The 15,787-nt window shown below is 69.8% G+C and carries 13 protein-coding genes; all 13 read right to left on the bottom strand.

What is annotated here, in order from left to right; all coding sequences use genetic code 11:
- Window position 1: 1 nt before the first annotated feature.
- Window positions 2-1,012, bottom strand: coding sequence for a polyprenyl synthetase family protein (locus M8C13_RS11370; RefSeq protein WP_308202788.1), 1,011 nt, complete (start codon window positions 1,010-1,012; stop codon window positions 2-4).
- Window positions 1,013-1,032: 20 nt separating this feature from the next.
- Window positions 1,033-2,535 (bottom strand): NADH-quinone oxidoreductase subunit NuoN, encoded by a 1,503-nt coding sequence (gene nuoN, locus M8C13_RS11365; protein ID WP_252480668.1) that lies wholly within the window; start codon window positions 2,533-2,535, stop codon window positions 1,033-1,035.
- Between the two features lie 76 nt (window positions 2,536-2,611).
- Entirely contained in the window at window positions 2,612-4,186 is a 1,575-nt protein-coding gene (locus tag M8C13_RS11360; RefSeq protein ID WP_252480495.1) for an NADH-quinone oxidoreductase subunit M, read from the bottom strand.
- The gene (nuoL, locus tag M8C13_RS11355) at window positions 4,183-6,144 is read right to left on the bottom strand and encodes an NADH-quinone oxidoreductase subunit L (RefSeq protein WP_252480494.1); all 1,962 of its coding nucleotides are present in this window, start codon (window positions 6,142-6,144) and stop codon (window positions 4,183-4,185) included. Before nuoL ends, M8C13_RS11360 begins: the two co-directional genes overlap by 4 nt.
- A gap of 10 nt (window positions 6,145-6,154) precedes the next feature.
- Window positions 6,155-6,454: an NADH-quinone oxidoreductase subunit NuoK gene (nuoK, locus tag M8C13_RS11350; protein WP_252480493.1), complete on the bottom strand. Its 300-nt coding sequence runs from the start codon at window positions 6,452-6,454 to the stop codon at window positions 6,155-6,157.
- Window positions 6,451-7,329, bottom strand: coding sequence for an NADH-quinone oxidoreductase subunit J (locus M8C13_RS11345; RefSeq protein ID WP_256508915.1), 879 nt, complete (start codon window positions 7,327-7,329; stop codon window positions 6,451-6,453). The genes nuoK and M8C13_RS11345 overlap by 4 nt, the downstream gene beginning before the upstream one ends.
- A complete protein-coding gene (gene nuoI, locus M8C13_RS11340) occupies window positions 7,326-7,865 on the bottom strand; it encodes an NADH-quinone oxidoreductase subunit NuoI (RefSeq protein WP_252480492.1) in 540 nt (179 codons plus the stop codon). Before nuoI ends, M8C13_RS11345 begins: the two co-directional genes overlap by 4 nt.
- Window positions 7,852-9,183: an NADH-quinone oxidoreductase subunit NuoH gene (gene nuoH / locus M8C13_RS11335; RefSeq protein ID WP_252480491.1), complete on the bottom strand. Its 1,332-nt coding sequence runs from the start codon at window positions 9,181-9,183 to the stop codon at window positions 7,852-7,854. Before nuoH ends, nuoI begins: the two co-directional genes overlap by 14 nt.
- Window positions 9,180-11,621: an NADH-quinone oxidoreductase subunit G gene (locus M8C13_RS11330; RefSeq protein ID WP_252480490.1), complete on the bottom strand. Its 2,442-nt coding sequence runs from the start codon at window positions 11,619-11,621 to the stop codon at window positions 9,180-9,182. Before M8C13_RS11330 ends, nuoH begins: the two co-directional genes overlap by 4 nt.
- A 1-nt stretch (window position 11,622) precedes the next feature.
- Window positions 11,623-12,918: an NADH-quinone oxidoreductase subunit NuoF gene (gene nuoF / locus M8C13_RS11325; RefSeq protein WP_252480489.1), complete on the bottom strand. Its 1,296-nt coding sequence runs from the start codon at window positions 12,916-12,918 to the stop codon at window positions 11,623-11,625.
- A gap of 7 nt (window positions 12,919-12,925) precedes the next feature.
- Window positions 12,926-13,669, bottom strand: coding sequence for an NADH-quinone oxidoreductase subunit NuoE (gene nuoE, locus M8C13_RS11320; protein WP_374213056.1), 744 nt, complete (start codon window positions 13,667-13,669; stop codon window positions 12,926-12,928).
- Complete coding sequence (locus tag M8C13_RS11315) at window positions 13,666-15,069, bottom strand: NADH-quinone oxidoreductase subunit D (protein WP_252480488.1); 1,404 nt, start codon at window positions 15,067-15,069, stop codon at window positions 13,666-13,668. The genes nuoE and M8C13_RS11315 overlap by 4 nt, the downstream gene beginning before the upstream one ends.
- On the bottom strand, window positions 15,066-15,764 hold the full coding sequence (locus M8C13_RS11310) for an NADH-quinone oxidoreductase subunit C (protein WP_252480665.1): 699 nt from the start codon (window positions 15,762-15,764) through the stop codon (window positions 15,066-15,068). The genes M8C13_RS11315 and M8C13_RS11310 overlap by 4 nt, the downstream gene beginning before the upstream one ends.
- Window positions 15,765-15,787 lie beyond the last annotated feature (23 nt).

Raw genomic sequence — 15,787 nt, 5'->3', positions numbered from 1 at the left:
CTTACTGGGAGCGGGCCACCACGAAGTTCGCCAGTGCGGACAGCGCCGAGCGGGCCGGGCACTCCGGCAGGTCCACCAGGGCGGCGTGCGCGCGCTCGGAGTACTCGTTGAGGGTCTTGCGGGCCTCTTCCAGGCCCGAGGACGCCCGCAGCAGCTCCAGCGCCTCCTCGACCTCGGCGTCGGTCTCCAGCGGCCGGGACAGCAGCTCACGAAGCCGGGCGCCGGAGACGTGGTCGTCGGCCAGCGCGTAGAGCATCGGCAGCGTGCGCACGCCCTCGCGCAGGTCGGTGCCGGGGGTCTTGCCGGACTCCACCGCGGGTGAGGCGATGTCGATGATGTCGTCGGAGATCTGGAAGGCCGCGCCGATCACGTCGCCGTACCGGCGCAGCGCCTCGACCTGCGGCTCCGGCACCCCGGCGAACATGCCGCCGAAGCGGCCCGCGGTGGCGATCAGCGAACCGGTCTTCTCATCGATCACCGACAGGTAGTGCGCGACCGGGTCCACGCCCTCAGCCGGGCCGACGGTCTCCCGCATCTGGCCGGTGACCAGCTCGGCGAAGGTGTTCGCGATGATCCGGGCGGCGTCCGTGCCCAGGTCGGCCACCAGCCTGGAGGCGTGCGCGAACAGGAAGTCGCCGGTGAGGATGGCCACCGAGTTGTTCCAGCGGGCGTTGGCGCTGAGCGCGCCCCGCCGCATCGGCGCCTCGTCCATCACGTCGTCGTGGTAGAGCGTGGCCAGGTGGATCAGCTCCACCACGACGGCCGAGGTGATGACCTCCTGGCGGCTCGGGTCACCGAAGTGGGCGGCCAGGAGGGCGAAGAGCGGGCGGATTCGTTTTCCGCCCGCCTCCATCAGGTGCAGGGAGGCCTCGGTCGCGAAGTCGAGGTCGCTGCGGACCGAGTCCTGCAGCACTGCCTCGACCGCGGCCAGTCCGGCAAGGACCGTGGCCTCGAGGTCGGGGTCGGCCAGCACGATGCCGGCGCCCCGACCGGCCTGCTCACTCGTCGTCACACTTGCAGCCTACGTAGGCCTCAGAACGCGAACACCCCGAGGTCCGCCCAGTTGAGGGCGAACTGCGGAACGACTCCGAGCAGCAAGGTCACGGTCACACCGAGTGTGATGGCCATGACCGTGAACGCCCCGGGCACGGTGACCGTGGGGCCGTCCTCCTTCGGCTCCTGGAAGTACATCAGCACGATGATCCGCAGGTAGAAGAACGCGGCCACCGCGCTGGTCACCAGGCCGACCACCACCAGCGGCGCGGCCCCGTCCTCGATCGCCGCCGCGAACACCACGAACTTGCCGATGAACCCGCTGGTGAGCGGGATGCCGGCCAGTGCGAGCAGCAGGAAGGAGAACACCGCGGCCACCAGTGGCGACCGCTTGGCCAGACCGGCCCACTGCTTGATGTCGGTCGCCTCGCCGTTGCTGTCCCGGACCAGGCTGATCACGCCGAAGACGGCCAGCGTGGTGAAGCCGTAGGCCAGCAGGTAGAACATCGTGCCGGAGAGGCCCTGCGGGGTGAGCGCGATCGAGCCGACGAGCAGGAAGCCCGCGTGCGCCACCGAGGAGTAGGCGATCATCCGCTTGATGTCGCTCTGCGTGAGACCGAGCACAGCGCCGATGACCATGGACACGATGGCCACCGCCCACAGCACGTACTGCCACTCCCAGCTGCTGGACTTCAGCGCCACCTGGAACACCCGCAGGATCGCGCCGAAGGCCGCCACCTTGGTGCAGGCGGCCATGAACGCGGTCACCGGCGTGGGCGCACCCTGGTAGACGTCCGGGCTCCAGGTGTGGAACGGGCCGACCGCCGCCTTGAACAGCAAGCCGACCACCAGCAGCCCGACCCCGGCGAAGAGCAGGGTGTCGGAGCGCTCGTTGCCCGCGGCCGCGTTGGCGATCGCGGCCAGGTTCACCGAGCCCGCGTAGCCGTAGAGCAGCGCCAGGCCGTAGAGGAAGAACGCCGAGGCGAACGCGCCGAGCAGGAAGTACTTGACCGCGGCTTCCTGCGAGATCAGCCTGCGCCGACGGGCCAGCGCGCACAGCAGGTACAGCGGGAGGCTGAGCACCTCCAGCGCGATGAACATGGTCAGCAGGTCGTTCGCCGCGACGAAGGTCATCATGCCGCCGAGGGCGAACAGCGCCAGCGGGAAGACCTCGGTCTGCATGCCGCTGGTGGCCGCCTGGGCGCGGTCCTGGATGGTGCCGGGGCGGATCGCGGCGTGCGCCACGAAGTAGCCGCCGCGCTCCACCGAGCGGTCCGCGATCAGCAGGATCGAGCCGAAGCCCAGCGCCAGCAGCGTGCCCCACAGGAACAGCGTGGGGTAGTCCACCGCCAGCGCCTTGGCCATCGGCAGCACACCGGTGCCGTTGTCGCCCAAGCCCTTCACGACCAGCACCACCGCGGCGGCGGCGATCGAGAACAGGCTCAGGAACACCTGCACCGACCAGCGCAGGTGCCGCGGCAGCAGCGCCTCGAACAGCACCGAGACACAGGCCGCGCCGAGCACGATCAGCACCGGCACCATGTGCTCGAGCAGGAAGTCCGGCAGTTCCAGCAGCTGCTGAGGCTGCTGTTGTGCCAGGTGAGTCAGGGTCACCACGTCACTTGCCTTCCTTCACCAGGTCCTGCTGCCCGGCCTCGGTCATCGTCGCGCCGACGGACGGGTTGATCACATCGAGCACCGGCTTCGGGTAGACCCCGAGCGCGATGATCAGCACCACCAGCGGGGTCAGCACCGCGATCTCCCGCTTGGACAGGTCAGGCACCTTGGCCTTGGCCGTCTCCGAGCTGGGGTCCACCGCGGAACCGGGGCCACCGGCCAGGCCCACCAGCGCGTTGCCGCGCACCGGGCCCTGCATGACCCGCTGGTAGGCCCACAGCACGTACAGCGCGGCCAGCACCATGCCGACCGTGGCGATGATGGTGAACACCGGCTCCCTCGGGAACGACCCGATCAGCACCAGGAACTCGCTGACGAAGGAGTTGGTGCCGGGCAGCGCCAGCGAGGAGAGCCCGGCGATGAAGAACATGCCGCCGAGCACCGGGGTGAGCTTGGCCATACCGCCGTAGTCGCTGAACTGCCTGGAGCCACCGCGCGCGATCACCATGCCCACCACCAGGAAGAGCATGCCGGTGGAGAGGCCGTGGTTGACCATGTACAGCACCGCGCCGGAGATCGACTGGGTGCTGAAGGCGAAGATGCCCAGCGCGATGAAGCCGAAGTGCGCGATCGAGGTGTAGGTGACGAACCGCTTCATGTCGGTCTGTCCGGCGGCCAGGATCGCGCCGTAGATCACGCCGATCACCGCCAGCGTCAGCACCCAGGGCGCCAGGATCCGGCTGGCGTCGGGGAACAGCGAGAGGCCGTAGCGCAGCAACCCGAAGGTGCCGACCTTGTCCAGCACGCCGACCAGCAGCACGCCCACGCCCACCGGGGCCTCGCCACCGGCGTCCGGCAGCCAGGTGTGCAGCGGCACCAGCGGCGCCTTGATCGCGAAGGCGATCAGGAAGCCGAGGAACAGCCAGATCTGCACGCCCTGCGGGATGTCCTTGGCGATGCCGACCAGGGTGGCCCAGTCGAAGGTGCCCTTGCCGAGGCGGCCGCTGGCCACCACGTACACGCCGATCACCGAGGCCAGCATGACCAGGCCGCCGAAGAGCGAGTACAGGAAGAACTTCACCGCCGCGTACTGCCTGCGCGGCCCGCCGAAGCGGCCGATCAGGAAGTAGGCGGGCACCAGCATCGCCTCGAAGAAGACGTAGAACAGGAACACGTCGGTGGCCGCGAAGACGCCGATCATGAAGGTCTGCATGACCAGCAGCAGGGAGAAGAACCCGGCGACCGTGCGGCCCTCCGGCAGCTTCTCCTCCCAGGCCGCGCCGATCACGATCGGCACCAGCACCGCGATCAGCGCGATCATCACCAGCGCGATGCCGTCCACGCCGAGGGAGAAGCGCACGCCGAAGGCCGGGATCCAGTCCACCCCGAAGGCCAGCTGGATCCGGTCCCCGCCGGGGGTGAACCCGGCCCAGGCCACCGCGGCGAGCGCCAGCTCGGCCAGGGCGAAGCCCAGCGCGGTCAGCTTCGCCGCGCGGTCGTTGCCACGCAGGAACGCCACCACCAGGCCGCCGAGCAGCGGCAGCAGCAGTAGTGCGAGCAGCACGAGGCCGTTCATCCCGCCAACCTCACCATCAGCAGGGCGGCGATCAGGAGGACCGAACCGCCCAGCATGCTCAGCGCGTAGGAGCGCACGAAACCGGTCTGGAGCCGGCGGACCCGGCTCGAGACGCCCCGGAGCAGCACGGCCGTGCCGTTGACCACCCCGTCGACGCCCTTGTTGTCGAAGAAGAGCAGGAACCGCGTGAGCAAAAAGCCCGGGTTCGCGATCAGCCCCTCGTTGATCGAGTTGGCGTAGAGGTCCTTGCGGGCGGCGCGCACCAGGAAGGAGACCTTCTCCGGGCGTTCCACCGGGACCGGCTTGCGGCCGAAGATCAGCCAGGCGGTGAGCGCGCCGAGCGCGGCCAGCGCCACGGTGAGGATCGGCACCAGCGCGTGCGGGATCACCCCGTGCTCAGCCACTTCCAGCTTGCCCAGCGCGGGTTCCAGCCAGGTGGCGAGCCTGCCGCCACTGGCGAAGAAGAAGCCCGCGCCCACCGAGCCGACCGCCAGCACGATCATCGGCACGGTCATGCTGGCCGGGGACTCGTGCGGGTGGTAATCGCGGCCGTCCGCCGACTTCAGGTTCTTCCAGCGCTTCTCGCCGAAGAACACCAGCAGCATCAGGCGGGTCATGTAGAACGCGGTCAGCCCGGCGCCCAGCAGGGCCGCGCCGCCGAAGACCCAGCCGCGCCAGCCGCCCTGGCCCAGCGCCGCCTCGATGATGGCGTCCTTGGAGTAGAAGCCGGACAGCAGCGGGAAGCCGATCAGCGCCAGGTAGCCCAGGCCCCAGGTGACGAAGGTGACCGGCATGTGCCTGGCCAGCCCGCCCATCCGGCGGATGTTGCCCTCGTCGTTCATGCCGTGCATCACCGAACCGGCGCCGAGGAAGAGCCCCGCCTTGAAGAAGCCGTGGGTGAGCAGGTGCATGATGCCGATCGCGTACCCGGCCGGGCCGAGGCCGACGGCCAGGATCATGTAGCCGATCTGGCTGACCGTGGAGTAGGCCAGCACCTTCTTGAAGTCGTCGTAGGCGCAGCCGATGATGCACCCGATCACCAGCGTGATCGCGCCGATGATGACCACGACCAGGCGGCCGTCCTCGGTGAGGTTGTAGATCGGGTTGGCCCGCGCCACCAGGTACACACCGGCGGTGACCATGGTCGCGGCGTGGATGAGCGCGGAGACCGGGGTCGGGCCCTCCATCGCATCCGGCAACCAGGCCTGCAGCGGGAACTGGCCGGACTTGCCACAGGCGCCCAGCAGGAGCAGCACCGCGATCGCGGTGACCACGCCCGGCGAGAGATCGCCCGCGCGGGCGAAGACCTCGGTGTACTGGGTGGTGCCCAGGTCCCGGAACATCAGGAAGATGGCCAGCGCCAGGCCGACGTCACCGACCCGGTTCATCAGGAAGGCCTTCTTCGCCGCGGTGGCCGCGGCCGGCTTGTGCTGCCAGAAGGCGATCAGCAGGTAGGAGGCGAGACCGACGCCCTCCCAGCCCAGGTACAGCGTCACGAAGCTGTTGCCCAGCACCAGGACCAGCATCGCGGCCACGAACAGGTTCAGGTAGGCGAAGAACTTCCGCCGGTCCGCGTCGTGGCTCATGTAGCCGACCGAGTAGATGTGGATCAGCGAGCCCACACCGGTGATCAGCAGCACGAAGGTCATCGACAGCGGGTCGATGCGCAGGCCGAACTCGACCTTGAGCGCGGCCACGCTGAACCACTCGAACACCGGCAGCTCGGCGACCCTGGAGCCCGCGTCCTTGCCGATGGTCTGCACGAACAGCACGGCACCGTAGACGAAGGACAGGATCGCCATCGCGCTGCCGAGCAGGTGCCCCCACCCGTTGGTGCGCTTGCCGCCGACCAGCAGCACGGTGGCGCCGATCAGCGGGAGCAAGATCAGCAGCCAGGCGTACTGGGCCGCGCCGGTGGCCTCCACCACCTCGGTGGCGGCCAGAATGTTTCCCTTCACCGTCTGCACCTCAGTACTTGAGCAGGTTGGCGTCGTCGACCGAGGCCGAACGGCGGGTGCGGAAGATCGACATGATGATCGCGAGTCCGACGACCACCTCGGCCGCCGCGACGACCATCACGAAGAAGGCCATCACCTGGCCGTCCAGCGCGCCGTTGATCCGGGCGAAGGTCACCAGGCTCAGGTTCACCGCGTTGAGCATCAGCTCGATGCACATGAACACCACGATGGCGTTGCGCCGGACCAGCACGCCCACCGCGCCGATGGAGAACAGCAGCGCGGACAGCAGCAGGTAGTAGGTGGGGGTCATGCCTTCCCCTCCTCGGTACCGGACTTCTCGTCCTTGGCGGACGGTCCGGTGAGCGCGTGCGCGTCCGGCTGCGGGCCGGCGCCCTTGACCTCGGTGATGTCGTCGGCGAGGCGCTCGCGCGAGGTGGACTCGATGATCTTGGACAGCGACTCCGGGGCGACCGAGCCGTCCGGCAGCAGCGCCGGGGTGGCCACCGAGTTGGCGGTGGCGAACACACCGGGGCCGGGCAGCGGCGATGGCCGGTCGTGCTCGCCGCGCAGGCGGGCCTCGACCAGCTCGCGCTGGCTGCGCTTGGTGGAGTGTTCCTTGTCCACGAAGGCCAGCAGCATCGCGCCGAGCGCGGCGGTGATCAGCAGCGCCGAGGTCAGCTCGAAGGCGAAGACGTAGTCGCGGAAGATCAGCTGCCCGAGGCCGAGCACGTTGCCCGGTCCCTGGCTGCCGTTGACCTGGGCCAGCCCGGTCGAGGGCACGTCGGTGAACGCGCGGGAGAGCGCGGCCACCAGCAGGGCGGCCAGGCCGAGGCCGAGGAAGGTGGCCGTGAGCCGCTGGCCGCGCAGCACCTCCACCACCGAGTCCGAGCTGTCCTTGCCGACCAGCATCAGCACGAACAGGAACAGCATCATGATCGCGCCGGTGTAGACGATGATCTGCACCACGCCCAGGAACGGCGCCTGCTGCACGATGTAGAGCACGCCGAGGCTGAGCATGGTGAGCACCAGCCACAGCGCGGAGTGCACCGCGTTGCGGGCGAAGAGCATGCCCATGGCGCCGATCAGCGACACCGGGCCGAGCACCCAGAACATGATCTGCTCGCCGATGCCGACCACGTCGGCCGCCGGCGGCGCCTGGGCGAGGATGGCGATGACGGAGCTCAACGCACGGCCCCCTCGGCGGGCTTCTCTCCGCGAGCGAGCTGCGGCCCGTTCACGTAGTAGTCCTGTTCGTTCTCACCAAGGCGCATCGGGTGCGGCGGCTGCTCCATGCCTTCCAGCAGCGGCGCCAGCAGCTGTTCCTTGGTGTAGATCAGGTTCTGCCGGTTGTCATCGGCCAGCTCGAACTCGTTCGTCATGGTCAGCGAACGGGTCGGGCAGGCCTCGATGCAGAGACCGCAGCCGATGCAGCGCAGGTAGTTGATCTGGTAGTCCGCCCCGTAGCGCTCACCCGGCGAGTAGCGGGCGTCCTCGGTGTTGTCACCGCCCTCGACGAAGATCGCGTCCGCCGGACAGGCCCAGGCGCACAGCTCGCAGCCGACGCACTTCTCCAGCCCGTCCGGGTGCCGGTTCAGCTGGTGGCGGCCGTGGTACCGCGGCGCGGTGACCTTCATGACCTCGGGATATTCCTCGGTGACGACCTTCCGGAACATCGTCGAGAAGGTGACGCCGAAGCCCTTGATGGGATCAAGAAGTCCCATCGCCAGCCTCCTTTCCGCCTTCGGTGCCGATCGCGGCCGGCGTGGAACTCTGCTGCGCGGCGGCCACGGGGGTCCGGCGCTTGGGGGGCTTGGGCACCGCCAGGTCCAGCGGCGGGATCGGGTAGCCGCTGCCGGCCACCTGCACCCGCTCCTCCCGGATCTCGCGCTCCGGGATCAGGAACACCAGCAGGATCAGCACGGCCAGCGCGGCCCCGCCGAAGATCAGGATCTGGGTGGAGCTGATCGTGGCCCAGTTCTCCCGGATGTACTTGACCACGGTGACCGCGACGAACCAGACCAGCGCGACCGGGACCAGGACCTTCCAGCCCAGCTGCATGAACTGGTCGTAGCGCAGCCGGGGCAGGGTGGCGCGCAGCCACACGAAGAAGAACAGGAAGGCCAGCATCTTGCCGATGAACCACAGCAGCGGCCACCAGCCGGTGTTGAGCATGCCGTCGGCGATGTAGCTCAGGCCGAAGGGCGCCCGCCAGCCGCCGAGGAACAGCGTGGTGGCCAGTGCGGAGACGGTGGCCATGTTGATGTACTCGGCGAGGAAGAACATGGCGAACTTCAGCGAGGTCGAGTACTCGGTGTGGAAGCCGCCGACCAGCTCCGACTCGGCCTCGGGGAGGTCGAACGGGGCGCGGTTGGTCTCACCGACCATGGAGATCACGTAGATCAGGAAGCTGGGCAGCAGGGTGAAGACGAACCAGACACCCGACTGCGCGTTCACGATGTCGCCGGTGGACAGCGACCCGGCGAACAGGATCACCGAGACGATGGCCAGGCCCATCGCGATCTCGTAGGAGATCACCTGCGCGGCCGAGCGGAGCGAGCCGAGCAGCGGGTACGGCGAGCCGGAGGACCAGCCGGAGAGCACGATGCCGTAGACGCCGACCGAGGCGCAGGCCAGCACCACCAGCACGCCCACCGGCACGTCCGCGACCTGCAGCGCGGTCTGCACGCCGAACATCTGGACCTCGCCACCGAACGGGATCACCGAGAAGGCGAGGAAGGCGGGCACCGCGGAGATGACCGGGGCCAGGAAGTAGACCCACTTGTCCGCCATGACCGGCCGGATGTCCTCCTTGAAGGCCATCTTCAGCGCGTCGGCCACCGACTGCAGCATGCCGAAGGGGCCTGCCCGGTTCGGCCCGGGCCGCTGCTGCATGAACCCGACGATCCGGCGCTCGCCCCAGACCAGGCCGATCACCAGTACCACCAGGAAGGCGAAGACGGCGACGACCTTGATCAGGCTCAGCCACCACGGGTCGTCGGCGAGCAGAGCGCCGATCTCCCCGGCTGCGAGGGGCTTCATGCGTTTCCTCCGTCGGTGACGGTGACGAGGGCGCCGTGCCCGGCGCCCAGGGTGCGGCGCACGGTGGAGGCGCCCGAGTTGCCCGGCAGCCAGACCACCTGCTCCGGCAGGTCGGCCAGCTCCAGCGGGAGCGTGATCGCACCGGCCTCGGTGGCCACGCTGACCGGCTCGCCCTCGGCCAGGCCGAGCTTGGCCGCGGTGGCCGGGGCCAGCCTGGCCACTGCCGGGCGGGCGGTGCCTGCCAGGTTGGGCTCGCCGTCCTGCAGCGAGCCGTTGCCCAGCATCTGCGGCCAGCTGGCCAGCACCAGGTGGCCGTTGGTCAGCGCGGGCGCGCCTGCCTCGGCGGCCGGGGTGAACACCGGCCGGGCGCCGCGGTGGGCGCCGAGCCTGGCCAGGTCCGCGGCCGCGGCGGCCGGGGTCTGGGTGAACAGGTCGGAGTCCATCTCGATCGCCAGGGTGTCCAGCACCCGGCAGTCCGGGACCACGCCCGCGACGTCCAACGCGGCCTTGAACTCGCGGCGGCGGCCCTCCCAGTTGAGGTAGCTGCCCGCGCGCTCCACCGAGGCGGCCACCGGCAGCACCACGTCGGCGTGCTCGGTCACCGCGGAGTGCCGCAGCTCAAGGGAGACAACGAAGCCAGCCGCCTGGACGCCGGCCAGCGCGGCGGCCGGGTCGCCGAAGTCGAACGGGTCCACCCCGCCGACCAGCAGCGCGTCCAGCTCGCCCGCGGCCGCGGCGGCCAGGATGCCCGCCGCGTCCCTGCCGGGGGTCTCCGGCAGCGAGCCCGCTTCCACGCCCCAGGCCAGCTCGATCTCGGCGCGGGCCTCCGCGTCGGTGACCGGGCGGCCGCCGGGCAGCAGCGTGGGCAGCGCGCCGGCCTCGACCGCGCCGCGCTCACCGGCGCGGCGGGGGATCCAGGCCAGGGTGGCTCCGGTGCTGGTGGCCAGCTCGACCGCGGCCGAGATCAGGCCGGGCACCTCCACCGCGCGGGCGCCGAGCAGCAGCACCGCGCCCGGGTTGCGCAGCGAGGTGTCCACGTCCTCGGGCAGCGCGCGCAGTGCGGCCGGCTCGCCGCCGGGCACCGCGGGGATCAGCGTGCCGTAGGTCTTGCGCACCGCCGGGGTCGTGTACTGGCCGAGGTGGAAGACCTTGGTCCGGCCCTTGCGCGCCGCCTTGCGCAGGCGCAGGAACAGGATGCCCGCCTCTTCCTCCGGCTCCAGGCCGACGCAGAGCACCGAGGGCGCGGCCTCGACCACGCCGTAGGTGACCCCGGTCTCCGGGGTGACGCCCACGATCGAGGAGGACAGCAGCGCCAGCTCCTCGTCGGAGTGCGGGCGGGACCGGAAGTCGATGTCGTTGGTGCGCGCGGCGACCCTGGCGAACTTGCTGTAGGCGTAGGCGTCCTCGACGGTCAGCCGGCCGCCGGGCAGCACGCCGACGCCCTTGCCGTCCCTGGCCTTGGCCAGGCCCTCGGCCGCGACGCGCAGCGCCTCGGTCCAGGAGGCCTCGACCAGCTCGCCCTGCTCGTCGCGCACCAGCGGGCGGCGGATCCGGTCGGGCAGGGTCGGGTAGACGAAGGCGAAGCGACCCTTGTCGCACAGCCATTCCTCATTGACCTCGGGGTCGTCGCCGGCCAGGCGGCGCATGACCTTGCCGCGCCTGGTGTCGACGCGGGTCGCGCAGCCACCGGCGCAGTGCTCGCACACGCCGGGGGTGGAGACCAGGTCGAACGGCCGGGAGCGGAACCGGTAGGCCGCGCTGGTGAGCGCGCCGACCGGGCAGATCTGGATGGTGTTGCCGGAGAAGTAGCTCTGGAACGGCTTGCCCTCGGCGATGCCGATCTGCTGCTGCGCCCCGCGTTCCAGCAGCTCGATGAACGGGTCACCGGCGATCTGGTCGGAGAAGCGGGTGCAGCGCTGGCAGAGCACGCAGCGCTCGCGGTCCAGCAGCACCTGGGTGGAGATCGGGATCGGCTTCGGGAAGGTCCGCTTGGTCTCCACGAACCGGGACTCGGTGCGGCCGTGCTTGAGCGCCTGGTTCTGCAGCGGGCACTCGCCGCCCTTGTCGCAGATCGGGCAGTCCAGCGGGTGGTTGATGAGCAGCAGCTCCATCACGCCCTGCTGCGCCTTGTCCGCCACCGGCGAGGTGTGCTGGGTCCGCACGACCATGCCGTCGGCCACCGTGAGCGTGCAGGAGGCCTGCGGCTTCGGCATCGGCCGCCCGCCCATCTCCACGTCCACCAGGCACTGGCGGCAGGCGCCAGCCGGTTCGAGCAGCGGGTGGTCGCAGAAGCGCGGCACCACGATGCCCAGCCGCTCGGCGGTGCGGATGACCAGCTCGCCCTTGGGCGCGATGATCTCCTGCTCGTCGATGGTCAGCCGGACATGGCCCGCGGGCACCGGGGTGCTCTCGGTGTTCTTCTCGGGTGCGACGGTCATGTCAGTGCGCTCCTGCTCCGGCCAGTTCGGCCTGCGCGTTCCCGGCGTTCTTCGCGCACAGCTCGAGGAACTCGTGCTTGAAGTACTTGATGGCACTGGTGATCGGGCTGGTCGCGCCGTCACCGAGGGCGCAGAACGAGCGGCCGAGGATGTTGTCGCAGACGTCCAGCAAGGTGTCGATGTCGGCGGGGGTGCCCTCGCCGCGCACCATCCGCTGCAGGATCTGCACCAGCCAGTAGGTGCCCTCCCGGCAGGGGGTGCACTTGCCGCAGGACTCGTGCTTGTAGAACTCGGTCCACTTCATCACGGCCCACGGCACGGACACGGTCTCGTTGAAGATCTGCAGCGCCTTGGTGCCCAGCATCGAACCGGCCTCGGCCGCGCCCTCGAAGTCCAGCGGCACGTCCAGGTGGTCGGCGGTGAACAGCGGGGTGGAGGAACCGCCCGGCGTCCAGAACTTCAGCGGGATGCCGTCCTTCATGCCACCGGCCAGCTCCAGCAGCTCGCGCAACGTGGTGCCCATCGGCGCCTCGTACTGGCCGGGGTTGGTCACGTGCCCGGACAGCGAGTAGATCGTCGGGCCAGGGGACTTCTCCCGGCCCATCTCGCGGAACCAGCCGGAACCGCCGTTGACGATGTAGGGAACCGAGGCGATGGTCTCGACGTTGTTCACCACAGTGGGAGAGGCGTACAGACCCGCGGTGGCCGGGAAGGGCGGCTTGAGCCGGGGCTGGCCGCGCTTGCCCTCCAGCGAGTCCAGCAGCGCGGTCTCCTCACCGCAGATGTACGCGCCCGCGCCGGCGTGCACCACGATGTCGAGGTCGAAGCCGCTGCCCAGGATGTTCTTGCCCAGGTACCCGGCGGCGTAGGCCTCCTGCACCGCGGCGTTGAGCCGACGGATGCAGTGCAGGACCTCGCCGCGCACGTAGATCGCGCAGAAGTTGGCCCTGATCGCGTAGGAGGTGATGATGCAGCCCTCGATCAGCGAGTGCGGATCGGCCATCATCAGCGGGATGTCCTTGCAGGTGCCCGGTTCGCCCTCGTCGGCGTTGATCACCAGGTAGTGCGGCTTGCCGTCGCCCTGCGGGATGAAGCCCCACTTCAGGCCGGTCGGGAAGCCAGCGCCGCCGCGACCGCGGAGGCCGGAGTCCTTGCACAGCTGGATGAGCTGGTCCGGGTGCGCGCCGAAGGCCTTGCGCAGCGCGCTGTAGCCCTCCAGCTGCTCGTAGGTGCGCAGCGTCCAGGAGGTCGGGGAGAGCCAGCGCTTGGTGAGCACCGGCGTCAACGGCTCGGGCATGCCAGCCTCACTTCTTCTCGGGGACGGCCGGGAGCGGGACGTCCTCCGGCATGACCGGGGCGGTCCAGCCGCGCTCGTTGGCCATCTTGGCTCCGCGCAGGGTCTCCACCGCGGCCGAGGGTCCGGCCACGTCCTGCTCGCGGCCCTCGAAGAAACCGGCGAGCTGGAGCTCGGCCTGCTTGAAGTCGGTCAGCGGGGCGCCGCGGGTGGGGTCCGGCTTCTCCCCCCGCTGCAACGCCTTGACCAGCTCCAGCGCCGACTCGGGCGTCTGGTTGTCGTAGAACTCGTAGTTGACCTGGAGCACCGGGCCGAGGTCGCAGGCGGCCAGGCACTCGGCGTGCTCGATGGTGATCGAGCCGGGAGTGCCGGGCTCACCGGCGGTCTCCTCGTGGCCGACGCCGAGGTGCTCGCGCAGCTTGCCGTAGATCGCGTCCCCGCCCAGGGCCGCGCACAGCGTGTTGGTGCAGACGCTGACCAGGTGCTCGCCGCAGGGCTTGCGCTTGTACATGGTGTAGAAGGTCGCGACCGCGCTGACCTCGGCGGTGGCCAGGTCGAGCTGCTCGGCGCAGAAGGCGATGCCCGCCTGGCTGACGTGGCCCTCAACCGATTGCACCAGGTGCAGCATGGGCAGCAGCGCGGAGCGGCTCACCGGGTAGCGCGCGATGATCTGCTGAGCTTTGTCAACGATGTCCGCGAACTGGGAAGTGTCCACACTGTCCACTTCGGACATTCGCTCTGGGGTCCTTGTCATCGGTCCACACCACCCATCACCGGGTCGATCGAGGCCACCGCGGCGATCACGTCGGCGACCAGGCTGCCCTCGCTCATCGCGGGCATCGACTGCAGGTTCACGAAGCTGGGTTCGCGCACGTGCACGCGCAGCGGGCGGGTGCCGCCGTCGGAGACCAGGTGGTAGCCCAGCTCGCCGCGCGGGGACTCCACCGGCACGTACACCTGCCCGGCAGGCACGTCGAAGCCCTCGGTCACCAGCTTGAAGTGGTGGATGAGGGACTCCATGGACTGGCCCATGATCTTGCGGACGTGCTCCAGCGAGTTGCCCATGCCGTCGGAGCCGATGGTCAGCTGCGCGGGCCAGGCGATCTTGCCGTCCTCGACCATCACCGGGCCGGGCTCCAGCTTCGCCAGGCACTGCTTGACGATCTTGAGCGACTGGTGGATCTCCTCCACCCGCAGCAGGTAACGGGCGAAGCAGTCCGCCTCGGTCGAGGTGGGGACCTCGAAGTCGTACTCCTCGTACCCGCAGTACGGCTCGACCTTGCGCAGGTCCCAGGGCAGCCCGGCCGAACGCAGGATCGGTCCGGTGATGCCCAGCTGCATGCAGCCGTCCAGCGGCAGGTAGCCGACGCCCTCCAGGCGGCGGCGCCAGATCGGCTGGCCGGTGAGCAGCTTGTCGTACTGCGGCAGCCGGGAGTGCATCACCTTGAGGAAGTCGGTGATCTTCTCGTGGTAGTCCTCCGGCAGGTCCTGGGCGAGCCCGCCGGGCCGGATGAACGCGTGGTTCATCCGCAGGCCGGTCAGGTGCTCCAGCAGGTGCAGGACCTCTTCCCGCTCGCGGAAGCCCGCGGTCATCGCGGTCAGCGCGCCCAGCTCCATGCCGCCGGTGGCCAGCGCCACCAGGTGCGAGCTGATCCGGTTGAGCTCCATCAGCAGCACCCGGACCACCTGGGCGCGGCGCGGCGCGGTGACGCCGAGCAGCTTCTCCACCGCGAGGCAGTAGGCGGCCTCGTTGTGCAGCGGCGCCAGGTAGTCCATGCGGGTCACGAAGGTGACGCCCTGGGTCCAGTTGCGGTACTCGACGTTCTTCTCGATGCCGGTGTGCAGGTAGCCGATCACCGAGCGGGCCTGGGTGACGGTCTCGCCCTCCAGCTCCAGCACCAGGCGGAGCACCCCGTGCGTGGAGGGGTGCTGCGGACCCAGGTTGATGACGATGCGCTCGTCGTGGGTGGCGTCCTCCAGCACCTCGTCCCAGTCACCGCCGCTGACGGTGTAGACCGGGCCCTCGGTGGTCTGCCGGGAGTCGGCGGCGTACGGGTCGCGCCCACCGGTGGCGGTGCCGGCGACCGTGCTGTCGCTGCCCGTGGCGCTGGTGTCGGTGCCGTCGGTGACGTCGGCGAGACGTTCGTGGCTCATGAGTAAGACCGCCTCTGGTCCGGCGGAGGAATTTCCGCGCCCTTGTACTCGACCGGGATCCCGCCGAGCGGGTAGTCCTTGCGCTGGGGGTGGCCGTCCCAGTCGTCCGGCATGAGGATCCGGGTCAGCGCGGGGTGGCCGTCGTAGACGATGCCGAACATGTCCCAGGCCTCCCGCTCCTGCCAGTCCGCGGTCGGGTAGACCTCGACCACGCTGGGCACGTGCGGGTCCTCGATGTCCATGGCGACCTCGAGCCGGATCCGGCGGCGGTAGGTCATCGAGGTCAGGTGGTAGACCGAGTGCAGGCGCTGCGGCACGTCCACGCCGTAGTCCACGCCGGAGACCGAGCTGCACAGCTCGAAGCGCAGGGCCTGGTCGTCGCGGAGCAGCCGGCACAGTTCGAGCAGGTGCTCGCGGCGGACGTAGAAGGTGATCTCGCCGCGGTCCACGGTGATCTGCTGGACCGCCTCGGCCGGGATGCCCTTCTCCGCCATGGCCATGGACAGCTCGTCGACGAACTCGTCGAACCAGCCGCCGTAGGGGCGCTCGCTCGGCGCGGGCGCGTAGGCGGGCAGGCGCAGGCCGCCGAAACCGGAGGTGTCGCCGGAGCCGGAGACGTTGAACATGCCCTTGCGGTTCTTGCCGGCCACGACACCGCCAGCGGCGAGGTGCTCCTCGTGCTGGGCCTCGGTCATGTCCGCCGAGCTGTGGGCTTCAC

The sequence above is a fragment of the Crossiella sp. SN42 genome (genome assembly GCF_023897065.1).
Taxonomy (GTDB): Bacteria; Actinomycetota; Actinomycetes; order Mycobacteriales; family Pseudonocardiaceae; genus Crossiella.
This window is presented reverse-complemented; position numbering and strand designations above follow the sequence as displayed.